The sequence below is a fragment of the Streptomyces sp. NPDC055815 genome (assembly GCF_053616475.1).
On sequence record NZ_JBSHDU010000021.1, the window covers coordinates 24,043 to 47,098 of the forward strand.

The following is a 23,056-nucleotide window of genomic DNA, read 5'->3' on the forward strand; positions in this document are numbered from 1 at the left end:
CGGTGGCGCTTCCGGAGGGCCGAGCCCGGTCCCGTACGACAGACGGAGGCGGACCGGTGGACCCGTGGTGGCTGCGGACCTGGCGCGCCGGGCGCTATCTGCTCGGCACCCTGGTGACCGCGACGGTCACGCTCGTGGCGGCGCCCCTCCTGTGCCTGCCGTCGCCGGCGGCCGCCTGGGCGGAGCGCCACCGCCGGCGTGCCGGGGCGCTGCTCGGCCGAGCGGTGGAGCCGGGCCCGCGGCCCCTCCGCCGCGATCTGGCGTGGCTCGTGGTGCAGGTGGCGACCGGTCTGCCCGCGGGCGCGGTCGCCCTCCTGTGCCTGGGCAATCTGCTCCTCACCCTCGTGGTCGCCGTGGGGTGGTGGGCCTTTCCCGCGTCGGACCCGCCACGACTGCTGCTGCTCGACGTCCGTGTCGACGGCTGGGTCCCCGCCCTGACGGCCAATCTCGTGCAGCTGCTGCTCCTCGCGGCGTTCGCCGCGCTCGCCCTGCCGCCGCTCGCCCGGGTGCACGCGCGGTGCTGCCTGGCGGTCCTGGCGCCGTCTCCGGCGGAGCGGCTGGCCGCGCGCGTCACCGAGCTCACCCGGACGCGGGCGGACGTCCTGCGCGCGCACGGCGCGGAACTCCGCAGGATCGAGCGGGACTTGCACGACGGCACCCAGGCCCGGCTCGTGGCCATCGCCATGCGGCTCGCCGTGGCCGGCGAGACCCTCCCCGGGGACCCGGACGCGGCCGCCGCGCTCGTACGGCAGGCGCGGGCCGAGACCGAGGAGGCCATGACCGAGCTGCGCTCCGTCATCCGCACCATCTACCCCCCGGTCCTGGCCGACCAGGGCCTCGTGGGCGCGCTGGGCACCCTGGGCACCAGGGCCGGCGTCCCGACCCGCATCGGCGTCGGCGAGCTGGGCGAGGTCCCCGCCGCGGTCGAGGCGGTCGCGTACTTCGCCGTCACCGAGGCGCTGGCGAACATCGCCCGGCACAGCCGGGCCACGAGGGCCTCCGTCGACGTCAACCGCGACGGCACGCTGCTGTGCGCGGAGATCACCGACGACGGGACGGGCGGGGCGGACGCGTCGCGGGGCAGCGGCCTGGACGGGATCCGTCGCCGCGCCGCCGCCCTGGACGGCACCATGAGGATCAGCAGCCCGCCGGGCGGGCCGACCGTCGTCACCGTGGAGCTGCCGTGCGCGTAGTCATCGCCGAGGACAACGTCCTGCTGGCCTCCGGCCTCGAACTCCTCCTCGGCTCCCAGGGCTTCGAGGTCGCCGCGATCGCGGCCGACGCCCCCGGCTTCCTGGCCGCCGTCGAGACCCACCGGCCGGACGTCACCATCGTCGACGTACGGCTGCCGCCGGGCTTCCGCGACGAGGGGATCCGCGCCGCCCTCCGGGCCCGCCGCGACCGTCCCGGACTTCCCGTCCTCGTCCTGTCCCAGTACGTCGAGCAGGAGTACGCGGGCCGCCTCCTCTCCGACGCCGGCGGCGGCATCGGCTACCTCCTCAAGGACCGGGTGAGCCGCATCGCGGAGTTCACCGAGGCGCTGCGCCGTGTGGCGGCCGGCGGCACGGCCCTGGACCCGGAGGTGATCGCCCAGCTCCTCGCCGTCCGCGGCGATCCCGTCGAGACGCTCACCCCCCGCGAGCGCGAGGTCCTGGCACTGATGGCCGAGGGCCACGACAACGCGGGCATCGCCGAGCGGCTCTTCGTCACCGACAACGCCGTCCACAAACACATCGGCAGCGTCTTCCTCAAGCTCGGCCTGTCGACCGGCGACAGCGGCCACCGCCGAGTCCGCGCGGTCCTGGCCTGGCTCCGCCGGCACGGCGGCGGCCCGGAGCCCGGCTGACGGGTCCGTGACAGTCCCGCTGGAGACTCGGGGCTCCCCCAGCGGGACCCTTGATCACTCGCGCTTGGCCCTGACTTCGTCGCGCACGGCGCGAACGGACCGAATCGCCGTGATCATCTTCTGGGCGAGCGCGGGAACCTGGTCGAAGAGGTGCCCCACGACAGTGAAGCCCCCTACGACCGCGGCTGTACCCACGGTCACCCATCCCGCCAGCTCCATGTAGCTCCTTTCAGAGAGGGTTCGGCGAAGGCGCCGAGATGACCGCCCCGGCCCCCGACGCATGGGCGGTCGAACCGGCATCGCCTTATCAGGGCCGATCTCTCTTCACGAACTACAGGAATTTTCGGGCGACTTGAGTGTATCCGGCTCGGCCGCTCGCGTCCTGACATCCTCGGAGGTGAGGCTCGCGCCGCGTTCGACCTCAAGGAAGCGAAAGGGCCCCCGATCAGGCGGGAAGCCTGTTCGGGGGCCCTTCTCACGTGGGCCGACAGACGAGTCGGGCTGTACGCCGGGTTCTGTGCCCCGGGACCTCGCGGTCGTCGGGGCGACGGCCATCCATCTAGGACCGGCGTTGCCGCCGGCCTCCTGCGGTCTACCCGCGGACTCGGGCGAGCAGCCCTCGAACATCCGCGCAGGGACACCGGAGTGTCCCCTCTTGACCTTGCTCCGAGTGGGGTTTACCTAGCCGCCTGAGTCACCTCAGGCGCTGGTGGTCTCTTACACCACCGTTTCACCCTTACCGAGGACCGAGGTCCCCGGCGGTCTGTTTTCTGTGGCACTGTCCCGCGGGTCACCCCGGGTGGCCGTTAGCCACCACCCTGCTCTGTGGAGCCCGGACGTTCCTCGGGAAGATCCGAGGATCTCCACGCGGCCGTCCGCCCGGCTCGTCTGCCGTGCCGACCATGCTACCTGGCGATTCAGAGGAGGTCGGCCGTCTCCAGGTCGAAGGCGAAGGGGGCGGGGAGGGGGAGGGGCTTGCCGAAGGGCACGCCGTGGTGCTCTCGGTAGTCGCCGTTCTCCGGGTCGGTGAACAGCGTCACCGTGGACGTGTCCCGGTCGACCAGGAGGTAGAGCGGGATGCCGCCTTCGGCGTAGCAGCGACGCTTGACCTCGCGGTCGGCGTTCGGCCGGCTGGAGGTGACCTCCAGCACCATCGCGACGCCGTCACCCGGCATCCAGGGCTCGGCACCCGCGAAGAGGTCGGCCTCGGCGGGGGCGAACGTGAGGTCGGGGATGACGTGGTTCCTCGGTCTCGCCAGGGCACTCGCCGTCTTCAGGCCCTTGCTCCCCGACACATCCATGTCGGTGACCGACTTCCTGATCACCTGTCCGAGGACACGGCTGATGCACCTCTCGTGGTCCCCGTCCGGCGGCGGTGTCACGACGATCTCCCCCTCGATCAGCTCCGCGCGGAAGCCCTCCGGCGCGTTCAGCGCCAGGAAGCCCTCCAGCAGGACGTCCGCCTGCGTGAGCGATGCGTGCGGCAAGGCAGTCATGTCGTGATCGTCGGACATCGAGGCACCCGCCGTCCCTGGGATCGGGGTCGTTCCCTCGATCGTGGCACATGATCGGCCGCGGCCCCCGAAGCGGCCGCTTGACCCTGCCGCAGCGTCAGGGTTTCTACTGGACGCATGCGTATCGGCGAGATCGCCGCGCTCGTCGGGGTGACCCCCCGGGCCGTGCGGCACTACCACCAGTCCGGGCTGCTGCCCGAGCCCGAGCGGCGGGCCAACGGGTACCGGGAGTACGGGGTACGGGACGCCGTGCTGCTTGCGCGGATCCGGCGGCTGACCGAGCTGGGCCTCGGCCTGGACGAGGTGCGGGACGTGCTCGTCGACGACGAGGGGCGGGGGCTCGCGGAGGTCCTGGAGGAGCTGGCGGACGACCTGGCCCGGCAGGAGGCCGTGATCCGGGAGCGCCGGGAGCGCCTCGCCCCGCTCCTCGCCGAGGCCCGGGCCGGGCGCCTGCCCGCCGAGGGCCCCGTGTCCCCGGAGCTGGCCGCGCTGCTCGCGGGCCTCGGGGAGCTGCCCGAGTCCCCGATGGCGGCGAAGGACCGGGAGATCCTGGCCCTCCTCGACACCGTCGTCCCCGCGGCGGAGCGGGCCCGGCTGATGGAGCTGATGCACGGCGCGGCGGGCAGTGCGCGGGAGCTGTACGGGCTCCTGGACGCCCTCGCGGACGCGGAGGCGGACGACCCCCGGGTGGAGGGGGCGGCCCGGGCGCTGGCCGCGGTCCTGCCGGACGGGTGGGCGGTGGAGCTGCCCCCGGAGGGCGCGGGAGGTCTCGCGGACACGTTCTTCGCCGACCTCGCCCCGGCCCAGTCGGCGGCGGTGCGGCGCGCGGTGGAACTGGCGACAGGGAGAGGGGAGACGGAGCGATGAGGAACGGCATCCGCAGGACGGCCGAGGGCGTGCGGCGGCTCATCGGGCACGAGCTGCGGCTCATGGAGAGTCTCGTGCGGTGGATCGGGCGGCGGGCGCACGGGGTGGCGGGCGCGGACGGCGTGTTCCCGCACGCGCGGGACCAGGCGGCGCTGATGTACGGCTTCGCGTTCGTGTGCGTGGTCGAGACCGTCGGCATGTCGTTCCTGCTCGCCGACTGGCCCTTCGTCCACGCCGTCTTCCTCGTCCTGGACGTCTACACCGTGCTCTTCGTCCTCGGGCTGCACGCCGCCTCCGCCACCCGGCCGCACACGCTCGCCGACGGCGTCCTGCGGGTCCGGCGGGCCGCGCACGTCGACGTGCGGGTCCCGGTGGACCGGATCGCGGCCGTCCGGCGCGAGTCCCTCTTCTCGCACGAGAAGAAGGACGGCGAGCTGAACCTCGCCGTCGGCTCCCGCACCTCCGTCACGATCGAGCTGACCGAGCCGGTCGACGCGCCCCGGCTGCTCGGCGCGCCCCGCCCCGTACGGCTGGTCCGGCTGCACGCCGACGACCCGCAGGCGCTCGTACGGGAGCTCACGGGGCCGCTCACGCGGGCGCGAACAGGACCTTCGCCGTCCCCGGGTCCGCTTCCGACAGCCTGACCCGCAGCCACTCCCCCAGCGGCAGCTTCGCCGCCCCGCCCTCGATGCGGGCGACGACCGCCGGGTCCTCCAGGTGGACGGTGCCGACGGCGGGTTCGCGTTCCTTCACGTCGATGACGTACGCGTCGAAGATCTCGCCGACGCGTTCCTTCAGGAGCGCCGCCTCGACGATGTCGACGCTCTCCCGTTCGACGGTGTTGGCGCGCCGGGCGCCGGTGGCCATCTCGTCGGGGAGGGCGGGCAGGCCGGCCCGTACCCACTCGGGCGGCTCGTTCCCGGCGACCGCCGCCACGCACAGCTCGCCCGCGTACCGGTCGACGAGGCGGCGCAGCGGCGCGGTGCAGTGGGTGTACTCGTCGGCGACGGCGGCGTGGACGGCGGGGCTGGGGACGTGGCCGTCGGTGAAGACGGTGTAGCCGGCGCCGCGCAGGAGGCTGGTGCACTCCTGGAGGAAGGCGGCGTGCCGCGGGTTCGTGGGGTCGGCGGAGCGGACGACGTCGGCGTACGAGACGTGGTGCGGCCAGTTGACGCCGAGGGCCTGGGCGGAGCGGCGCAGCCGGGCGACGGCGCCGTCGGGCGCGGTGGGGAGGGTGCGCAGGATGCCGGTGCCGGCGGCGGTCATGAGGTCGGCCGCGGCCATGCCGGTGAGGAGGGAGATCTGGGCGTTCCAGGCGTCGGCGGGGAGCGGGGCCCGGTATTCGAGGGTGTAGGTGTGGTCCCGCTCGACGATCTCCTGTTCGGGGACGTTGAGGGAGATCCCGCCGCGGTCGGCTTCGAGGGCCTCGCGGAGGCGGCCGATGTCCCGGAGGAGGGCGAGGGACTCCTCCGCCGTGCCGTCGTCGATCTGCCGCTGCACGCCCGCGTAGTCGAGTTTGGCGCGGCTGCGCACGAGGGCGCGGCGGACGTCGGTGGCGACCCGTTGTCCGTCGGCGTCGAGGTCGATGCGCCAGAGCAGGGCGGGGCGGGGCTGGCCGGGGAGGAGGCTGGCGGCGCCCTCGGAGAGGACGGGCGGGTGGAGGGGGACCTTGCCGTCGGGGAAGTACAGGGTGAGGACCCGCCGGTGGGCCTCGGCGTCGAGCGCCCCGCCGGGGGTGACGAAGGCGGCGACGTCGGCGATGGCGTAGTGGACGCGGTAGCCGCCGTCGGCGCGGCGGGCCAGGTGCATGGCCTGGTCGAGGTCGGTGGAAGTGGGCGGGTCGATCGTGAGGAAGGGGAGGTCGGTGGCGTCGTACGAGGGGAGGCGGGGGTTCTTCGCCGCCGCCTCGGCCTCGGCGAGGACGGCGGGCGGGAAGTCCTCGGGGATCGCGAGCTCGGTACGGAGTGCGCGCAGGGCGGCCCGCAGCGGAGCCTCGGCTGCGCCGGTCACGTGGATGTGGCGGCGGGGCATGGACCGAGCGTATGGCGCGGGAGGGGGTGCGGCACGTTGTACGCGGGAGGGGCGGGGGCCAGCCCCCGTACGTGCGCGGGCGGGGCGGGGCCGGGACGCCATACGTGCGCGGGGGCTGAGGCAGCGACCCCGTCCGTGCGCGGGGGCCGGGTCCCGGACCTCGTACGCTGGACCGTCGGGGCCGCACCCCCACCCCGTACGGACGAAGGAGAACCACCGTGCTCGTGCTGTTGCCGCCCTCCGAAGGCAAGGCCTCCTCGGGGCGCGGGGCGCCGCTGAAGCCGGAGTCGCTGTCCCTGCCGGGGCTCGCGGAGGCGCGGGCGGCGGTCCTGGACGAGCTGGTCGAGCTGTGTGCCGCCGACGAGGAGAAGGCGCGCGAGGTGCTCGGTCTGAGCGAGGGCCTGCGCGGCGAGGTCGCGAAGAACACGGAGCTGCGGACGGCGGGCGCGCGTCCGGCCGGGGAGATCTACACGGGCGTGCTGTACGACGCGCTGGGCCTGGCGACCCTGGACGCGGCGGCCCGGAAGCGGGCGGGGAGCTCGCTGCTCGTGTTCTCGGGCCTGTGGGGCGCGGTGAAGGTGACGGACCGGATTCCGTCGTACCGCTGCTCGATGGGCGTGAAGCTGCCGGGGCTCGGGGCGCTGGGCGCGCACTGGCGGGGCGCGATGGCCTCGGTGCTGCCGGAGGCGGCCGGCGGCGGGCTCGTCCTGGACCTGCGCTCCTCCGCGTACGCCTCGGCATGGAAGCCGAAGGGGGAGCTCGCGGCCCGGACGGCGACGGTGCGGGTGCTGCACGCGCCGACCCGGAAGGTCGTCAGCCACTTCAACAAGGCGACGAAGGGCCGGATCGTGCGGAGCCTCCTGGAGGCGGGCGCGGCGCCGGGTTCGCCGGCGGAGCTGGCGGAGGCGCTGCGGGACCTGGGGTACGCGGTGGAGGAGGGCGGGAAGGCGGGGGCGCTGGACGTGCTGGTGGACGAGATCCACTGACCTCTTGTTGCACCCTCCGCAACGTTCGTTGCGGGTGACGCTCGCCCTGGGCAGGATGACGCCCATGTCCTCGACGAGCGTGTTCGACCTTGCCCCCGGATGCCGCGTGGTCCCCGTCGTCGTGATCGAGGACGCAGCCGACGCCGTGCCCCTGGCCCGGGCCCTGGTGGCGGGCGGGCTGCCGCTGATCGAGGTCACCCTGCGCACCCCGGCCGCGCTCGACGCCGTCCGCGCGATCGCGGCCGAGGTGCCGGAGGCGGTCGTCGGCGCGGGCACGGTGGTCTCGCCGTCCGGGGTCGCGGACGCGGTCGGCGCGGGCGCGCGGTTCCTGGTGAGCCCGGGGTGGACCGAGGGGCTGCTCGGCGCGATGCGGGACTCGGGGGTGCCGTTCCTGCCGGGGGTCTCGACGGCCTCGGAGGTCGTGGCCCTCCTCGAACGCGGAGTGGCGGACCTGAAGTTCTTCCCGGCCGAGGCCGCGGGCGGCATCCCGTATCTGAAGTCCCTCACGGGCCCGCTCCCCCGGGCCCGCTTCTGCCCCACGGGCGGCATCTCCCCGGCCTCCGCCCCCGCCTACCTCGCCCTCCCGAACGTCGGCTGCGTCGGCGGTACGTGGATGCTGCCGCCCGACGCCCTCGCGGCCCGCGACTGGGCGCGGGTCGAGTCCCTCGCGCGCGGGGCGGCGCACCTGGGGGTCCCGATCAGCCGGTGAACGTCACGCCGAGGTGGTCGGTGACGGGGCGGTAGCCGAGGCGCTGGTAGAGGGCGTTGCTGGTGGGGTTGGCCAGGTCCGTGAAGAGCAGGACCTGGGCGACACCGGCGTCGAGCGCGGCCCGGCTGACCGCCTCGGTGGCACCGGCGGCGTACCCCCGGCCGCGCTCGGCGGGCGGGGTGTAGACGAGGTGGACGCGGGCCTGGCCCTCGATCGTGCGGGAGACGGCGGCCATCGAGACCGGGCGGCCGTCGGGCGCTTCCCAGAGCCACAGCCGTCCTTCGGAGATCCGCTCGGTGACGAAGCCGGTGTAGTCCTCGGCGGGCTCGTCCCCGATGGCCAGCGCGAACTCCCGCGTCCAGGCGGCGACGAGCGGGACGTCGGCCTCGGCCGCGAGCCGGGCGCGGCCCGCCGGGGCCGGGTCCGGCGGGGTCAGCTCGCCCAGCCGGAAGAGCCGCATGCGGACGGTGGGCGTCCAGGGGCGGCCGGTGGCCTCCGCGTACGCCTCGACGGCGGCGGTCTCGCCACGCACCTCCGTCGGCTCCTCACCACCGAGGAGTCCACCGAGGGGTCCGCCGGGAGGTCCCCCGGTAAGTCCCCCTGCAGCTCCCCCCGAGGCCAGTGCGCGGGCCGCCTCCTCGGTCATCGCCCCGAACGCGGGCACGCCGGGCGGTGCCACGGCCAGCACACCGGTGACCCTGCCGTCCGCCTCCTCCCACCAGCCGAGCCGCCCGGCCGTGTCCATGAGCGTGAGCACGGCGGTGTTGCGGGCGGGATCGGCGGCGAGATGCGCTGCGGCAGCGGCCCGGAAGACGGCGGCGCTGTCGGTGAAGGACCACGTCATGCGGGTGATGGTGGTACGGGGGCGGGGCCGCGCGCCACCCCTTTCACCGCGTCAGGCCCGCAGGTGCGAGGTGTCGTTGAGGAGCCGTACGGACGCGTTGCCGTCGGCGTAGTAGGCGACGGCCGAGATCGACGCGGCCGACAGCTCCATCCGGAACAGCGACTCCGGCGGGGCGCCGAGGGCGAGCCGGACGAGGGTCTTGATCGGCGTGACGTGCGTGACGAGGAGGACCGTGCGGCCCGCGTACGCGGCGGTCAGCCGGTCCCTGGTCGCGGCCACGCGCCGGGCGACGGTCGCGAAGCTCTCGCCCCCGCCGGTCGGCGCGGCCTTCGGGGAGGCCAGCCAGGCGTCGAGGTCCTCGGGGTACCGCGCGCGGACCTCGCCGAACGTCAGGCCCTCCCAGGCACCGAAGTCGGTCTCGCGCAGGCCCTGCTCGATCCGCACGTCGAGGCCCAGGCGGGCGGCGACGGCACCGGCGGTCTGCCGGCAGCGGGTGAGCGGCGAGCTGACGATCTCCTGGACGGTGCCGCGCGCGGCCAGCGCCTCGGCGACGGCCTCGGCCTGGCGGAGCCCGGCGGCCGACAGCTCGGGGTCGGTCCCCCCGCTCCCGGAGAACCGCTTCTCGGGCGTGAGCGCGGTCTCGCCGTGCCGCAGCAGGACGAAGGTGGCCGGCGCCCCCATGTCGGGCCCGGCCCAGCCCTGGCGGGGCGCGGCGGGGGCGGGTGCGGCGACCTGTGCGGGCTCGACCGGCACGGCCACGGCGCCGACGGGCTCGGGTGCGGCGGCCTGCGTGGGCGCGGCGCTCGCCGTGGGCGTCTCTCCGGGACCGGCCAGGGCAGCAGTCGCACCAGCCGCGGGCCCGCCGGCCGCTTCGGTCGTGCCGCGGGCTTCGGTCCGCGCCGCGTGGCCCACCGGGGCCAGGGCGCCCGCCTCCGCCTCGAAGTCGCCGGAGGCGACCGAGGCCGCGACGGCTTCCTCGGCGGCGAACAGGCCGTCGTCCGGGCCGGTGTCCGGTACGGCGAACAGGCCTTCGTCCTGGCTCGCGCCCTGGCCCGTCGGGCGCGCCACGGCGCCCGGCCAGGCGCCCGAGCCCGTCCCCGTACCGCGCGATGCGGTGCCGCCGCCCGTGCCCGTACCGCCCGTGGATCCCGTCGGCGCGGAAGCGCTCAGCGCCGCTCGGGCTCTCGCCGCGCCCGCCGTCGCGTCACCGGGCGGGCCCGACGGGGGCGGGGTCGCGGCGTTGCGGGCGGCGGCGGCGTCCAGGCCCGCCGTGGAGGCGGACGGCTCCCACTGGCGGCCGCGCTTGCCCGCGTCCATCGCCTCGTTCGCGAGCCGGTCCGCGTGCTTGTTCCGCTCGCGCGGGATCCACTCGTAGCGGACCTGGCCGGGCGGGAAGACCCGGGCGGCCTCGGCCGCGAGCGGCTTCATGTCCGGGTGCTTGATCTTCCAGCGGCCGGACATCTGCTCGACGACCAGCTTGGAGTCCATGCGGACGTGGACGGTGGCGTCCGGGAACAGCTCCCGGGCCGCCTTCAGGCCCGCCACCAGGCCCTTGTACTCGGCGACGTTGTTCGTGGCCACGCCGATGTACTCGGCGGCCTCCGCGAGGGTCTCCCCCGTCGCCGGGTCGAGGACGACCGCGCCGTAGCCGGCGGGCCCCGGGTTGCCCCGGGAGCCGCCGTCCGCCTCGACCACGAGTTCGCGCATTACAGGCCGGACTCCGAGGTGCGGACGAGGATCCGGCGGCAGTTCTCGCACCGGACGACCGTGTCCGCGGCGGCGGCACGGACCTCGTTGAGCTCGGTGATGTTGAGCTCGATGTGGCAGCCCTCGCACTTGCGCTGGTAGAGCCGGGCCGCGCCGATGCCGCCCTGCTGCTCGCGCAGCTTCTCGTACAGCTTGATGAGGTCGGCCGGGACGGAGCCCGCGACGAGCTCGCGCTCCTTGGCGACGGCGGCGGACTCGGTGTCCAGCTCGCCCTGCGCGGCGTCGCGGCGGGCGGTGGCGTCGTCCACCTTGGTCTGCACGGCGGAGACCCGCTCGGTCAGCTCGGCGAGGCGCTCCTGGACGGACTCGCGGCGCTCCATGACCTCGAGGACGATCTCCTCCAGGTCGCCCTGGCGCTTGGCGAGGGAGACGATCTCGCGCTGGAGGTTCTCCAGGTCCTTCGGGGAGGAGACGGCGCCGGAGTCGAGCCGCTGCTGGTCGCGCGCGGCGCGCTGGCGGACCTGGTCGACGTCCTGCTCGGCCTTGGTCTGCTCGCGGCCGCAGTCGCTCTCCTCGGTCTGCGCGGCGACGAGCAGGTCGCGCAGCTGGGTGAGGTCCTTGGTCAGCGCCTCGATCTCGGCGTGCTCGGGCAGCGACTTGCGCTTGTGCGCGAGCTGCTGGAGGCGGACGTCCAGGGCCTGGACGTCGAGGAGGCGGATCTGGTCGGCGGGCGCGGCGTTCAGTTGGGGGCTCCAGGGGAGGTGTAGTCGGAAGGGGCGCGCGAAGCGCTCTCTGGAAGGGCGGCGGCGGGGACGAGGTGGGAGGACCAGGGGTCGGTGACCGTCTTCGAGACGTGGACGCGGAGGTCCCAGCCGTGGCGGTCGGAAATCTCGTCGAGCTGGGCGGCGGCCTGCTCGCACCAGGGCCATTCGGTGGCCCAGTGGGCGGCGTCGACCAGGCCGAGCGGCGACTGCTGCGTCGCCTCGGAGACCGGGTGGTGGCGCAGGTCGGCGGTGAGGAAGGCGTCGACGCCGGCGGCGCGGACGGCGCCGAAGAGGCTGTCGCCGGAGCCGCCGCTGACGGCGACGCGGCGCACGGTCATGCCGGGGTCGCCGGCGACGCGGATGCCCTGCGCGGTGGCGGGCAGCCGCTTGGCGGCGCGGGCGGCGAACTCGGCGAGGGTCTCGGGGTGGTCGAGCTCGCAGATCCGGCCGAGGTTGTTCTCGGGGACGAGGGGGCCGGTGACGCGGAGGTCGAGCGCGCCGGCGAGGGCGTCGGAGACGCCGGGGTCGGCGGTGTCGGCGTTGGTGTGCGCGACGTGGAGGGCGATGTCGTTCTTGATGAGGGTGTGTACGACGCGGCCCTTGAAGTGGCCGGCCGCGACCGTCGTCGTACCGCGCAGGTAGAGCGGGTGGTGGGTGACGATCAGGTCGGCGCCGAGGGCGATCGCCTCGTCGGCGATCTCCTGGACGGGGTCGACGGCGAAGAGGACGCGGCCGACCTGGGCGTCGGGATCGCCGCAGACGGTGCCGACGGCGTCCCACGACTCGGCTCGCTCTGGTGGCCAGAGGGCGTCGAGCTCGGCGATGACTTCAGACAGACGGGGCACGAGGAAAGGCTACCTGGCTCCTCGCACCCCGCTGTTCTTGCCTGTGGACAACTCCGGGAGCCGGGGCTACTTCTTCACGAGGTCGGCACGCAGGTCGTCCAGGACGCTGTTCGCGGCCGTGACGCCGAGGCCGAGGTACCAGGTCTCGTCCGCGACGTCCTTGGCCTGGCCGGCCTTGACGGCCTTGAGGTTCTTCCAGAGCGGGTTGGCCTGGGCGGTGTCCTTCTTGGTGGCCTTGGCGTCGCCGTAGACGCCGGTGAAGATCCAGTCGGCGTCGGCCTCGTCGATCTTCTCGGGGCTGATCTCGGCCGCCAGCTCGTTGATCTGCTGGTTCTTGGGCCGGGGCAGGCCGGCGTCCTCCAGGATCGTGCCGATGAAGGAGGCCTTGGCGTAGAGGCGGATCTTGCCGGGGAGGTAGCGGACCATCGAGACGGTCGGCTTGTTCGGGCCGATGTCCGTTCCGAGCTGCTTCGCCTTCGTCTCGTACGCGGCGAGCTTCGTCTTCGCCTCGGCCGTCTTGTCGAGCGCGGCGGCGTTGAGGAGGTAGTTCTCCTTCCAGGTGAAGCCCGGACGGATGGAGAACACGGTCGGCGCGATCTTCGACAGCTCGTCGTACTTGTCGGCGGCGCGGAGCCGGCTGCCGAGGATGAGGTCGGGCTGGAGGTTGGCGATGGCCTCGAGGTTGAGGTTGTTGATGGTGCCGACGGACTTCGGGGTGCCGGCGTCCTTCGCGAGGTAGCCGGGGATGCCGTCGTCGCCCTCGGAGGGGGCGTAGCCGACGGGCTTGATGCCGAGGGAGACGACGTTGTCGAGCTCGCCGACGTCGAGGACGACGACCCGCTTGGGGGCGGCCTTGAGTTCCGTCGTGCCGAGGGCGTGGGTGAGGGTGCGGGGGAACTGGCCCGGCTTGGCGTCGGTGCCCATGGCCGCGGTCTTGGCGGCGGCGTCGCCGAAGTCCTTGCCTCCGGTGGCGACGTCCTTCTTCTTCCCCGTGTCCTGCTTCTTGGCGGGGTCGGAGGACCCGTCGCCGCCTCCGCAGGCCGCGAGCGAGAGCGCGGCGGCGAGGGCGACGACGGCGGCGGTGCCGCGGCGGCGGAGGGACATGAGCAGGCTCCTGTACGGGTCGTCCTGGCGGGGACTTGCGCGGAATTCGGGCGCGACCGACCGGAGGGAGTACCTCCGCTTAGGTTCGCCTTACCTTACTCATCACGGGCCACTCCAGCACAACCGCCCCCTCCCCCTCAGCCGAACCGCCGCAGGGCCACCCTTATGTGTGAAGTGACCCTGCTCGTGTTGTTCGGCTGGAAGTGCGAAAACTAGCTTCGTGGCCGGAGGTGACGAGTCGATGACAGCGTGTGCCATCGAGACCACGGCCGAGGACGACGACCGCGACCCCGGCGCGGCCTGGCCGGCGGGGTTCACGATCACGGCCAACGGCGCGTACGCGGCCAGGCTCGCGGGCGCCGGTGACGCCCTGTACGTGGAGCGCTGGACGCTCGACGGCCCCGAGCCGTACGCCGTCCCGCTCCCCCTCGACCAGCCGGAGGAGGCCGGCACGCAGCTGCTCCCCCTCGCGGACGGCCGGGTCCTCGTCGCCCGCCGCGTGGACGGCCGGCGGAACACCTTCTCGCTGCTCTACCCCACCGGCCCGGCCACCGGCGAGCTCCGGCTCGGCGCGGTGGAGGCCCCCGGCTCCGAGCGCCTTGTGCTGCTCCCGCCCTCGCCGGACGGCATCTGCGCGTACGCGATGTGCGTCGGCCCCGATTCGACCACCTTGTGGCTCGTGGCGGGCGGGGCCTTCGGCCCGGAGCAGGTGGCGGAGGTCAAGGGCCGCTGCACGGGCGGGGTGTGGCTCGACCGCACCGGCCGGATGCTCGCGCTCGACCGGCGGCTCGGCGACGGTCCGGTGAAGGCCGTCGCCGTGGACCTGGAGCGGGGCGGGGAGGTGACGCCGCTGCTCCAGATCACCGAGGAGAGCGACGACCGGCTGCTGCTCGCGGACCCGGACAGCGGGCTGCTCCTGATCCGCTCCGACGCGCCGTCCCCGGGGCACGACCGGCTGGGCTGGGGCGTGCTCGGGTCCCTGCTGCCCGTGCGGTTCCCCGAGTGCCTGCGGCTGGACGACGCGGCGGTGACGCCGTTCGCGGTGCAGCCGGGGCAGGTCCTGATGCCGGAGAGCTGCGCGGTGGCCCTGCGGATCGACGCGGCCGGTGGCAGCTGGGTGGGCACCTGGCAGCCCTCGTCCCGCCGAATGGCCCAACTGGCCGTACCCCAGGGCTGGCTGGCCGGGGCGGGCCTGTGGACGGCCGAGGGCGTGCTGCGGCTGCCGTACGCGACGGCCGAGGTGCCGTGCGGACTCGCCGCCCTGGAGCTGCCGCCGGAGCCGGATCCCGAGCCGGTGGTGGTCGTCGAGGAGCCCCGGGTGTGCCGTCCGGTCCCTTTGCAGCAGGCTCCCCTGACGGACCGGAAACCGGCTGGCTAGACTCACGGCCGCACAGCAAGAGCAAGACACACGGGGTGAGTTCCAGCATGTCCGAAGCAAGCACGCAGGGTTCGGAGTCGCACGGCTCCGGGAAGCACCGCGGTCAGGCCTCGCCGGCGGAGGACTCCACGTCCTCGCCGCACGGCCGGCACCGCCGCGAGGCCGACGCCCACGCGCGGTAGACGGAGAACGAGCAGGGCCCCGGGGGTCTCCCCCGGGGCCCTGCTCCTTCCCCACCGTCCCCCTGGACGTCAGCCCTTCTTCAGACCCAGCACCTCCGTCGCCGCGAAGGTCTCGCCCGCCGGGCGGGACGCGTAGTGCGGGGTCAGGAGGGAGTCCAGCTCCTCGTACGTGAACGCCTCCTTGGCCGTGTCGAACTTGGCGGAGACCTTCGGCCGGTCCAGGACCGCCACCATCCCGCCGTGCACGACGAGCAGCTGCCCGTTGACCCCGGCCGCCGCCGGGGAGGCCAGATAGCCGACGAGCGGTGCCACGTGCTCCGGGGACAGCGGGTCGAGCTCGCCCTCCGCCGGCTCCCCGAACCCGGCGAAGACGTCCTCGGTCATCCGGGTCCTGGCCCGCGGGCAGATCGCGTTGGCCGTCACGCCGTACCGGGCGAGCGCGAGCGCCGACGAGGTGGTGAGGCCCACGATGCCGCCCTTGGCCGCCGCGTAGTTGGGCTGTCCGGCCGAGCCCGCGAGGAAGGCCTCGGACGAGGTGTTGACGATGCGGCCGTAGACGCCGGTCTCGCCCGCCTTGGCGCGGCCCCGCCAGTGCACCGCCGCGAAGTGGGTGGTGTTGAAGTGGCCCTTGAGGTGGACCCGTACAACCGAGTCCCACTCGTCCTCGCTCATCGAGAAGACCATCCGGTCCCGCAGGATGCCCGCGTTGTTGACCAGGACGTCCAGCTTCCCGAACTCGGCCACCGCCAGGTCGACCAGACCCCGCGCCGTCTCGAAGTCGGAGACGTCGCCGAGGTGCGCGACCGCCCGGCCGCCCGCCGCGCGGATCTCCTCGGCGACCTCCTCGGCGGGTGCGGCGGAGGCCGCGCCCGAGCCGTCGCGGCCGGGCTGCCCGTAGTCGTTGACGACGACGGCGGCGCCGAGCCGGGCCAGTTCCAGCGCCTCGGCGCGGCCGAGGCCGCGCCCGGCGCCGGTGACGATCGCACTCAGCCCCTCAAGAGGGAGTGACATCGGTCGGTTCCTCTCAGATCTCGATGCAGGTACGGAGGGCGGCGCCGGTCCGCATCTGCTCCAGGGCCTCGTTGATGCCCGCCAGCGGCACCCGGTGGGTGATGAGCGACTCCAGGTCGATGCGGCCGGCCCGCCAGAGCGCGATGGCCCGCTCGTACGAACGGAGCACGTCCCCGCCGCCGTACATCGAGGGCAGGATCCGCTTCTCGTCGAAGAACAGCTCGAACATGTTGAGCTGGAGGAAGTCGTCGAGGGCGCCCGCGCCGACGACGCAGAGGGTGCCGCCGCGGCGGGTCGTCTCGTACGCGGTGCGCGCGGTCGCGGACCTGCCGACGACCTCGAAGACGTAGTCGAAGCCCTCGCCACCGGTGATCCGCTGCTTGGCGTCGGCGAGCGCGTCGGGGGCGACCGCCTCGGTGGCGCCGAACCTCAGGGCGGCCTCGCGGCGGGACTCGACGGGGTCGACGGCGACGATCTGGGCGGCGCCCTGGAGCTTGGCGCCCTGGATCGCGGAGATGCCGACGCCGCCGCAGCCGATGACGGCGACCGACGAACCGGCCTCCACCTTGGCCGTGTTGATCGCGGCACCGAGTCCGGTGGTGACGCCGCAGCCGATGAGGGCGGCGATGTCGAAGGGCACGTCGTCGGGGATGGGGACGGCGCAGCCCGCGTCGACGACGACCTCCTCGGTGAAGGTGCCGGTGCCGGCGAAGCCGAAGACGTCACCGCCGGGGCGCTTGAAGTTGGGGATGCCGGCGTTCATGAAGCCGGCCAGGCACAGCTGGGTCTGGCCGCGCTTGCAGGCCGGACAGCTGCCGCAGGCGGGCAGCCAGCAGAGCAGGACCCGCTGGCCCTGGCTGAGGCCGGTGACGCCGTCGCCGACGTCGAGGATCTCGCCGGCGCCCTCGTGGCCCGGGATGAACGGGGCGGGCTGCGGCAGGACGCCGCTCATCGCGGACACGTCGGAGTGGCACAGGCCGGTGGCCCTCACCCGGATCCGCACCTTGCCCGGGCCGAAGCCCACCGCCTCGACGTCGTCGAGGACCTCGAGTTTGTCCTGGCCGATCTCGTGCAGTACGGCTGCGCGCATGGTGCGGCTCCCATCAGGCGATTCAGGCGTGTTCGACGAGGGTGTCGGCGAGGACCGGGGCGTCGTCGCGCTCCACGGCCGTCACCGCCACCTGGACGCGGCCGTCCCCGGCCCACATCCGGATGCGCAGGGTCTCGCCGGGGAAGACGATCCCGGCGAAGCGGGTGCGGTACGAGCGGACCCGGGTGACGTCCCCGCCGAGCACCGTGTCCACCACCGCCTTGAGGGTCATGCCGTACGAGCAGAGGCCGTGCAGGATCGGCCGGTCGAAGCCGGCGAGCTTGGCGAACTCGGGGTCGGCGTGGAGCGGGTTCCAGTCGCCGGAGAGCCGGTAGAGCAGGGCCTGTTCCTCCCGGACGGGCCGCTCGACGGTGGCGTCGGCTTCGCAGTCCGGGAGCGCGAGGCGCTCGGAGGGCCCGCGGTCGCCGCCCCAGCCGCCCTCACCGCGTACGAAGATCGAGGCGTCGCTGGTCCAGAGCGGGCCCTCCTCGTCGGCGGCCTCGGAGCGCAGCACCAGGACGGCCGCCTTGCCCTTGTCGTACACGGCGGCGACGCGGGAGGTGGAGACGGCGCGGCCGCCGGTGGGCAGCGGGCGGTGGAGGGTGATCGACTGGCCGCCGTGCAGGACGGCCGCGAGGTCGATGTCGATGCCGGGGGCGGAGAGCCCACCGACGACCCCCATGCCGGCGCCCGCGACGGTGGCGAAGCTGGGCAGGACGTGGAGCCGGGACTCCAGGGTGTAGCGGAGCTCGTCGGGGTCGGTCGCGGGACTGTGCTTGCCTTGAAACGAGCCCGCCCCGAGGCCCAGGTGGTAGAGCTGGACGTCCTTGTGGTCCCAGGAGATCTCGGCGCTGCGGGGTTCCGCGGCGAGGGCCTTTGCGGGGTCGATGGGCATCGGGCTGCAGCTCCTTGTGGCGGGTGGAGACCTCGGCGCGGCCGTCCGCACCGTCGACCGCACCGAGGCCGTGCGGGACCGTCCCGTACGCGCCGGATCTAGAACGCGTTCCAGTTCGGTGACCCATGTATAGCGGAGGGAAAAGGGGTTGTGAACCCCTCCTGACGGTACGTCAGATGGGTGGCCCAGGACATTTGTCACGGCCGGGTCCGTACATTCACGCCTGCCGGACCCCCCGCCCCGCTCCGTAGCGTCAGGGACATGAAGAACGAGACAGCGGTCGCCTTCACCGGAGTCACCCGGTCCTTCGGACCGGTCCGCGCCGTGGACGGCATCGACCTCACCATCCGGCGCGGCGAGACCGTCGCCCTGCTCGGCCGCAACGGCGCCGGCAAGTCCACCACCATCGGCCTCCTCCTCGGCCTCGACGAGCCCGACGGCGGCGAGGTCCGGCTCTTCGACGGCGCCCCGGCCCGGGCCGTCGCCGCCGGCCGGGTCGGCGCGATGCTCCAGGACGGCCGCCCGGTCCCCCGGGTCACCGTCCGCGAACTCGTCACCTTCGTCGCCCGCACCTACCCCCGGCCCCTGCCGGTCGCCGAGGCCCTCGCGCTCGCCGACCTCACCGACCTCGCAGGCCGCCGCGTCGACCGGCTCTCCGGCGGCCAGGTCCAGCGCGTCCGCTTCGCCGTCGCCCTCGTCGGCAACCCCGAGCTGATCGTCCTCGACGAGCCCACCGCCGCCCTCGACGTCGAGGCCCGCGAGGTCTTCTGGGAGTCGATGCGGGGCTACGCCCGCCGCGGCAACACGGTCCTCTTCTCCACCCACTACCTGGAGGAGGCCGACGCCAGCGCCGACCGGATCGTCGTCATCGACTCCGGCCGCGTCCTCGCCGACGGCACGAGCGAGCAGCTCAAGCGCGCGGCCGGCGGCAGCCTCGTCTCCTTCGACCTGGCCGGCGCCCCCAGCGAGGGCCTGACCCTCCTCCCCGGAGTGACCGCCGTCGAGATCCGCGGCGACCGCGCCCGGCTGCACACCGACGACTCCGACGCGACCGTCCGCGCGCTCGCCGACCGGAACGCGATCCGGCGCCTCGAAGTCGCCCCCGTGTCCCTCAACGACGCCTTCCTCACCCTCACCGCGCACGCCCCGGCCGCGCAGGCCCCCGCCCTGGAGACGACCCGTTGATCACCGAGTACGTACGCCTCGAAGTCCGCCGGACCCTGCGCGACACCGGCTTCGCCATCGGCACCATCGCCGTCCCGGTGATGATGTACCTCCTCTTCACCAACCTCGGCGGCCAGAACGAACCGGAGTGGAAGGCCGCCTCCATGGTCGGCATGGCGGCGTACGGCGCGCTGGGCGCCGCCCTGTCGATCGGCACCGGCGTCGCCGAGGACAAGGGCTCCGGCTGGCTGCGGCAGCTGCGGATCACCCCGATGTCCCCGCGCCAGGTCGTCACCGGCCGCGCCCTGACCGGCTCCGTGGTGGTGCTCCCGGCGATCCTCGGCGTCCTCCTCGCCGGCGGCCTGTTCAACGACGTCCACCTCGCGGCCTGGCAGTGGGCCGTGGTCACGCTCACCCTCTGGCTCGGCTCGCTCCCCTTCACGTTCCTCGGCCTCGGCAACGGCTACCGCCTCACCGCGCAGACGACCGGCGTCGCCAACATCGCCTGCAACCTGGGGCTCGCGGTCCTCGGCGGGCTGTGGTTCCCGGTGAGCCTCTTCCCCGGCTGGCTGCGCTCCCTCTCCGCGTACACCCCGACCAACCGCTTCGCCGAGATCGGCGTCTCGGTCACGAACGGACACGCTCCCGGCGCGGCGGCGCTCGCCGTCATCGTGGTCTGGGCGGCACTGTTCGGTGCGTACGCGGCGACCTCGTACCGTCGTTCGGCACGGACCGCGTGAGCGAGCGGGACCAGAGGACAGGGGACACGGGGATGAAGGACACCGGGGATGGACGGACCGGAGCCGTGAAGAAGCGGACGCGCTCCCGGGACTGCGCGGACCGCGAGGAACGCGGGCCGAGCGGACTGAGCCTCCTCCCCTGGCTGCTGATGGGCCTGGGCGCGCTCTCCCACCTCCTCGGCGGCGAGGCCCCCAACCCCTGGCTCGGCGGGCTCGGCCTGCTCGTCTTCAACAGCCTCTACATCGCGATCGTCTTCCGCGCCTTCGACCGGCGCCGCCGCGAATCGCCCGCCACCTGGGGCCTCCTCCTCGCCCTCGGGGCACTGACCTTCGCCCTCGCCATCGGCTACGGCCGCGAATGGCTGCTCCTCTTCCCGCTCCTGGGCCTCGCGGTCGGGGCGGTCGTGCGGGGCAGGGAGCGGCTGCGGTTCATCGTCTTCCCGCTGGTCGCGGCGGTCGGGGTGGTGACGTTCTGGCGCGACGGCTGGGACTCCTTCGGCGTCGTGTACGGCACGTTCATCTCCGTCATGGTGACGGCGGCGATCCTCGCCCTGGACGAGACGGTCCGGGAACTGCGCGAGACCCGCGAGGAGCTGGCCCGTTCGGCGGTGGAGAAGGAACGCCTGCGGTTCTCCCGGGACCTGCACGACCTGCTCGGCCACACGCTGTCGGTGATCGTCGTGAAGTCGGAGCTCGTCCGGCGGCTCGCCCCGCGCGACCTGGACGCGGCCCTCGGGCAGGTCGCGGACATCGAGTCCGTCGGCCGCCAGGCGCTGACCGAGATCCGCGAGGCGGTCACCGGCTACCGCGAGGGCAGCCTCGCCACCGAGCTCGACCGGGCGCGCGACGCGCTCTCCACCGCCGGCATCGAGCCCGTCGTACGCCGCTCGGGACCGCTCCTCGAACCCGCCACGGAGGCCCTGCTGAGCTGGGTCGTCCGCGAGTCCGCGACCAACGCGATCCGGCACAGCGGCGCCGCCCGCTGCGAGATCGTCCTCTCCGGCACCGCCGAACGGGTCCGCCTCACGGTCACCGACGACGGCCGCGGCCCCGCGGAACCGGGCGGCACGGGCAGCGGCCTGCGGGGTCTACGCGAGCGGCTCGCCGCGGCAGGCGGCACTCTTGACTCGGGACCCGCTCCGCGCGGCGGGTTCCGGGTCACCGCGGAACTCCCCGTGGAGACCCCCGTACAGCACCAGGAGGAGCCCACGGGATGATCAGACTGCTGCTCGCCGAGGACCAGGGCATGATGCGCGGGGCACTGGCCCTGCTGCTCGGGATGGAGCACGACATCGAGGTGGTGGCGCAGGTCGGGCGGGGCGACGAGATCGTCGACGCGGCGCTCCTCGCGCGCCCGGACGTGGCCCTGCTCGACATCGAACTGCCCGGGCGCTCCGGCCTCGACGCGGCGGCGGCGCTGCGGGACGAGGTGCCGGAGTGCCGGGTGCTGATCCTGACGACCTTCGGCCGGCCGGGGTATCTGCGGCGGGCGATGGAGGCGGGGGCGGCGGGCTTCCTCGTGAAGGACGGTCCCGTGGAGGACCTGGCCGAGGCGGTCCGGCAGGTGCTGCGGGGCGAGACGGTCATCGACCCGGCGCTCGCGGCGGCGGCCCTGAGCGCGGGCCCGAACCCCCTGACGGGACGTGAGCGGGACGCCCTGGCGGCCTCGGTGGACGGCGCGACGATCGCGGACATCGCTGCGTCCTTGCACCTCTCGGAGTCGACGGTACGGAACTACCTGTCCTCCGCGATCGGCAAGACGGGCACCCGGAACAGGATGGAGGCGGTCCGGGCGGCGCGTCAGCAGGGGTGGCTCTAAGAGGTGGTGCTGCTCTTCGGGGAGGCCTTCGGGGACGCCTTCGGGAGCCAGATCAGCATCAGCAGGGCCGCGCCGACGAGGATGCCCGCCGAGACGCGGAAGGACGCCGCGTAGCCCGAGGTGAGGGCGGCGGGGCTCGGGGAGGCCCCGCCGACGGCGGTCGCGAGCGTGGTGAGGGCCGCGAGGCCGAGGGCACCGCCCATGGTGCGGGAGGTGTTGACGAGGCCGGAGACGAGGCCCGCGTCGCCGGGGGCGGCGCTGGAGGTGGCGAGGGTCGCCAGCGGGGTGGTGGCCAGGCCGATGCCGGCCATCATCAGGATCCCGGGGCCGAGGATCGTCGTCAGGAAGCTGCCGTCGGCGGTCATCGTGGACTGCCAGGCGAAGCCGGCGGCCCCGATGAGCGCGCCGGTCGCGGCGAGGTTGCGGGCGCCGACGGTCGGCATGAGGCGCGGGGCCAGCTTCGAGCCCAGGATGACGCTGAGGGAGCTGGGGACGAGCGCGAGACCGGCCTGGAGCGGGCTGTAGCCGAGGACGGTCTGCGCGTACGTCGTCATGAAGAACCACATGCCGAAGGAGCTCGAACCGCTCAGCAGGATCCCCACGTTGGCCGCCGACACCGCCCGCGTACGGAACAGCTTCAGCGGCATCAGCGGCGCCGCCGTGCGGGCCTCCACGGTCACGAACACGGCCAGGAGGACCAGGCCGCCGAGGAGCGTCAGGAGGGTCGCGGGAGCGGTCCAGCCGGCCTCCTCCGTCTGGACGATGCCGTACGCGAGGGTGGCGAGGCCCGCGGTGACGAGGACGGCGCCCGGCAGGTCGAGGCGGCGGCCGGTGCCGGTGCGGCTCTCGCGGAGCCAGAGCACGGCGCCGGCCAGGACGACAACGCCGATGGGGACGTTGACGAGGAGGACCCACCGCCAGGACAGCAGGTCGACGAGGAGCCCGCCGACGAAGCCGCCCGCCGCGCCGCCGGCCGCGCCGACCGCCGTCCAGGTGGCGATGGCCCGGGTCCTGGCGGGCCCGGCCGCGACGGCGCCGGTGACCAGGGTCAGCGTGGCCGGCGACAGGACGGCCGCGCCGAGGCCCTGGACCGCGCGGCCCGCGACGAGCTGCCAGCCCTCCTGGGCGAGGCCGCCCGCGACCGAGGCGACGGTGAAGAGCCCGAGGCCGAGCAGGAACATCGCCTTGCGGCCGTAGAGGTCGGCGGCCCGCCCGCCGAGCAGCATGAAGCCGGCGAAGGCGATCGCGTACGCGCTGATCACCCACTGCAGGCCGGCCGCCGAGAGTCCGAGGTCGGCCCGCATCGACGGCAGTGCCACGTTCACGACGGAGACGTCGAGGACGACGAGGAACTGCCCCGCGCAGGCGGTCAGGACGACCGTCCAGGCGCGGGAGGAGGGCGGGGGCGCGGAGGGCGTGGTCGTGGTGGCGGAGTCGGTCTGCGGCATGGATGTCATGGTCGCAGACCGGTTCAGCCCCGTACATACGTCGTGGGTCCTACGGCCGCCGCGCGACGTCGCCCCCCGCGCGGCCTACGCCTTCCGCAACAGAGTCACCACT

General features: G+C 74.0%; 24 protein-coding genes and 1 other RNA gene. 12 read left to right on the plus strand and 13 right to left on the minus strand.

What is annotated here, in order from left to right; translation table 11 throughout:
* Positions 1 to 56: 56 nt before the first annotated feature.
* Both ACWGN5_RS15925 and ACWGN5_RS15930 read left to right on the plus strand, forming a co-directional pair.
* On the plus strand, positions 57 to 1,193 hold the full coding sequence (locus ACWGN5_RS15925) for a sensor histidine kinase (protein ID WP_453515258.1): 1,137 nt from the start codon (positions 57 to 59) through the stop codon (positions 1,191 to 1,193).
* Positions 1,184 to 1,846, plus strand: coding sequence for a response regulator (locus tag ACWGN5_RS15930; protein ID WP_453515260.1), 663 nt, complete (start codon positions 1,184 to 1,186; stop codon positions 1,844 to 1,846). The genes ACWGN5_RS15925 and ACWGN5_RS15930 overlap by 10 nt, the downstream gene beginning before the upstream one ends.
* 54 nt (positions 1,847 to 1,900) lie before the next feature.
* Here ACWGN5_RS15930 and ACWGN5_RS15935 read toward each other — a convergent pair whose 3' ends face one another.
* The 3 genes from ACWGN5_RS15935 to ACWGN5_RS15945 form a co-directional block, all read right to left on the minus strand.
* Entirely contained in the window at positions 1,901 to 2,065 is a 165-nt protein-coding gene (locus ACWGN5_RS15935; protein WP_369143938.1) for a hypothetical protein, read from the minus strand.
* A 269-nt stretch (positions 2,066 to 2,334) separates the two neighbouring features.
* Positions 2,335 to 2,733, minus strand: an RNA gene (gene rnpB, locus ACWGN5_RS15940) — RNase P RNA component class A.
* Between the two features lie 30 nt (positions 2,734 to 2,763).
* The gene (locus ACWGN5_RS15945) at positions 2,764 to 3,342 is read right to left on the minus strand and encodes a Uma2 family endonuclease (RefSeq protein WP_453515262.1); all 579 of its coding nucleotides are present in this window, start codon (positions 3,340 to 3,342) and stop codon (positions 2,764 to 2,766) included.
* Between the two features lie 135 nt (positions 3,343 to 3,477).
* Between ACWGN5_RS15945 and ACWGN5_RS15950 the strand changes: the two genes are divergently transcribed.
* Both ACWGN5_RS15950 and ACWGN5_RS15955 read left to right on the plus strand, forming a co-directional pair.
* Positions 3,478 to 4,227 carry a MerR family transcriptional regulator gene (locus ACWGN5_RS15950; RefSeq protein ID WP_453515264.1) on the plus strand — a complete coding sequence of 250 codons (750 nt, stop codon included), beginning with the start codon at positions 3,478 to 3,480 and terminating at the stop codon, positions 4,225 to 4,227.
* A complete protein-coding gene (locus ACWGN5_RS15955) occupies positions 4,224 to 4,871 on the plus strand; it encodes a hypothetical protein (protein ID WP_453515266.1) in 648 nt (215 codons plus the stop codon). Before ACWGN5_RS15950 ends, ACWGN5_RS15955 begins: the two co-directional genes overlap by 4 nt.
* Here ACWGN5_RS15955 and ACWGN5_RS15960 read toward each other — a convergent pair.
* Positions 4,816 to 6,258 (minus strand): RNB domain-containing ribonuclease, encoded by a 1,443-nt coding sequence (locus ACWGN5_RS15960; RefSeq protein ID WP_453515268.1) that lies wholly within the window; start codon positions 6,256 to 6,258, stop codon positions 4,816 to 4,818. The two genes, ACWGN5_RS15955 and ACWGN5_RS15960, sit on opposite strands and share 56 nt — an antisense overlap.
* 218 nt (positions 6,259 to 6,476) lie before the next feature.
* Here ACWGN5_RS15960 and yaaA point away from each other — a divergent pair, with 218 nt between their 5' ends.
* Both yaaA and eda read left to right on the plus strand, forming a co-directional pair.
* Positions 6,477 to 7,244, plus strand: coding sequence for a peroxide stress protein YaaA (yaaA, locus tag ACWGN5_RS15965; protein ID WP_453515270.1), 768 nt, complete (start codon positions 6,477 to 6,479; stop codon positions 7,242 to 7,244).
* Between the two features lie 64 nt (positions 7,245 to 7,308).
* Entirely contained in the window at positions 7,309 to 7,953 is a 645-nt protein-coding gene (eda, locus tag ACWGN5_RS15970; RefSeq protein WP_453515271.1) for a bifunctional 4-hydroxy-2-oxoglutarate aldolase/2-dehydro-3-deoxy-phosphogluconate aldolase, read from the plus strand.
* Here the strand turns inward: eda and ACWGN5_RS15975 are convergent.
* The 5 genes from ACWGN5_RS15975 to ACWGN5_RS15995 all read right to left on the minus strand — a co-directional run bounded on the left by ACWGN5_RS15975 (position 7,943) and on the right by ACWGN5_RS15995 (position 13,217).
* Positions 7,943 to 8,797 carry a GNAT family N-acetyltransferase gene (locus tag ACWGN5_RS15975; protein WP_453515272.1) on the minus strand — a complete coding sequence of 285 codons (855 nt, stop codon included), beginning with the start codon at positions 8,795 to 8,797 and terminating at the stop codon, positions 7,943 to 7,945. The genes eda and ACWGN5_RS15975 overlap by 11 nt on opposite strands.
* Before the next feature lie 51 nt (positions 8,798 to 8,848).
* A complete protein-coding gene (locus tag ACWGN5_RS15980; RefSeq protein WP_453515274.1) occupies positions 8,849 to 10,504 on the minus strand; it encodes a bifunctional RNase H/acid phosphatase in 1,656 nt (551 codons plus the stop codon).
* The gene (locus tag ACWGN5_RS15985) at positions 10,504 to 11,247 is read right to left on the minus strand and encodes a zinc ribbon domain-containing protein (RefSeq protein ID WP_453515414.1); all 744 of its coding nucleotides are present in this window, start codon (positions 11,245 to 11,247) and stop codon (positions 10,504 to 10,506) included. Before ACWGN5_RS15985 ends, ACWGN5_RS15980 begins: the two co-directional genes overlap by 1 nt.
* A complete protein-coding gene (locus ACWGN5_RS15990; protein WP_453515276.1) occupies positions 11,244 to 12,113 on the minus strand; it encodes a Nif3-like dinuclear metal center hexameric protein in 870 nt (289 codons plus the stop codon). The genes ACWGN5_RS15985 and ACWGN5_RS15990 overlap by 4 nt, the downstream gene beginning before the upstream one ends.
* A gap of 66 nt (positions 12,114 to 12,179) precedes the next feature.
* Positions 12,180 to 13,217, minus strand: a complete 1,038-nt coding sequence (locus tag ACWGN5_RS15995) for an ABC transporter substrate-binding protein (RefSeq protein ID WP_453515278.1) — start codon at positions 13,215 to 13,217, stop codon at positions 12,180 to 12,182.
* A gap of 241 nt (positions 13,218 to 13,458) precedes the next feature.
* Between ACWGN5_RS15995 and ACWGN5_RS16000 the strand changes: the two genes are divergently transcribed.
* Together ACWGN5_RS16000 and ACWGN5_RS16005 are read left to right on the plus strand one after the other, a co-directional pair.
* Positions 13,459 to 14,595, plus strand: a complete 1,137-nt coding sequence (locus tag ACWGN5_RS16000) for a hypothetical protein (RefSeq protein ID WP_453515280.1) — start codon at positions 13,459 to 13,461, stop codon at positions 14,593 to 14,595.
* A gap of 47 nt (positions 14,596 to 14,642) precedes the next feature.
* Positions 14,643 to 14,777: a hypothetical protein gene (locus ACWGN5_RS16005; protein WP_453515281.1), complete on the plus strand. Its 135-nt coding sequence runs from the start codon at positions 14,643 to 14,645 to the stop codon at positions 14,775 to 14,777.
* Positions 14,778 to 14,846: 69 nt separating this feature from the next.
* Here ACWGN5_RS16005 and ACWGN5_RS16010 read toward each other — a convergent pair whose 3' ends face one another.
* Genes ACWGN5_RS16010 through ACWGN5_RS16020 form a run of 3 tightly spaced genes read right to left on the minus strand, consistent with a single transcriptional unit; the run spans position 14,847 to position 17,773 of the window.
* Entirely contained in the window at positions 14,847 to 15,788 is a 942-nt protein-coding gene (locus ACWGN5_RS16010) for a 3-oxoacyl-ACP reductase (protein WP_453515283.1), read from the minus strand.
* A 13-nt stretch (positions 15,789 to 15,801) separates the two neighbouring features.
* On the minus strand, positions 15,802 to 16,878 hold the full coding sequence (locus tag ACWGN5_RS16015; protein WP_453515284.1) for a Zn-dependent alcohol dehydrogenase: 1,077 nt from the start codon (positions 16,876 to 16,878) through the stop codon (positions 15,802 to 15,804).
* 22 nt (positions 16,879 to 16,900) lie between these two features.
* Positions 16,901 to 17,773: a MaoC/PaaZ C-terminal domain-containing protein gene (locus ACWGN5_RS16020; protein WP_453515285.1), complete on the minus strand. Its 873-nt coding sequence runs from the start codon at positions 17,771 to 17,773 to the stop codon at positions 16,901 to 16,903.
* 261 nt (positions 17,774 to 18,034) lie between these two features.
* Between ACWGN5_RS16020 and ACWGN5_RS16025 the strand changes: the two genes are divergently transcribed.
* From ACWGN5_RS16025 to ACWGN5_RS16040, 4 genes are read left to right on the plus strand one after another with little or no spacing between them, the layout of a single operon-like run.
* On the plus strand, positions 18,035 to 18,958 hold the full coding sequence (locus ACWGN5_RS16025; RefSeq protein WP_453515286.1) for an ABC transporter ATP-binding protein: 924 nt from the start codon (positions 18,035 to 18,037) through the stop codon (positions 18,956 to 18,958).
* The gene (locus ACWGN5_RS16030; RefSeq protein ID WP_453515416.1) at positions 18,958 to 19,677 is read left to right on the plus strand and encodes an ABC transporter permease; all 720 of its coding nucleotides are present in this window, start codon (positions 18,958 to 18,960) and stop codon (positions 19,675 to 19,677) included. Before ACWGN5_RS16025 ends, ACWGN5_RS16030 begins: the two co-directional genes overlap by 1 nt.
* A 32-nt stretch (positions 19,678 to 19,709) precedes the next feature.
* A complete protein-coding gene (locus ACWGN5_RS16035) occupies positions 19,710 to 20,894 on the plus strand; it encodes a sensor histidine kinase (protein ID WP_453515288.1) in 1,185 nt (394 codons plus the stop codon).
* A complete protein-coding gene (locus ACWGN5_RS16040; RefSeq protein WP_369143954.1) occupies positions 20,891 to 21,496 on the plus strand; it encodes a response regulator in 606 nt (201 codons plus the stop codon). The genes ACWGN5_RS16035 and ACWGN5_RS16040 overlap by 4 nt, the downstream gene beginning before the upstream one ends.
* On the opposite strand, the gene ACWGN5_RS16045 is transcribed toward ACWGN5_RS16040, so the two are convergent.
* Positions 21,493 to 22,953: an MFS transporter gene (locus tag ACWGN5_RS16045; RefSeq protein ID WP_453515291.1), complete on the minus strand. Its 1,461-nt coding sequence runs from the start codon at positions 22,951 to 22,953 to the stop codon at positions 21,493 to 21,495. The genes ACWGN5_RS16040 and ACWGN5_RS16045 overlap by 4 nt on opposite strands.
* Between the last annotated feature and the right edge of the window lie 103 nt (positions 22,954 to 23,056).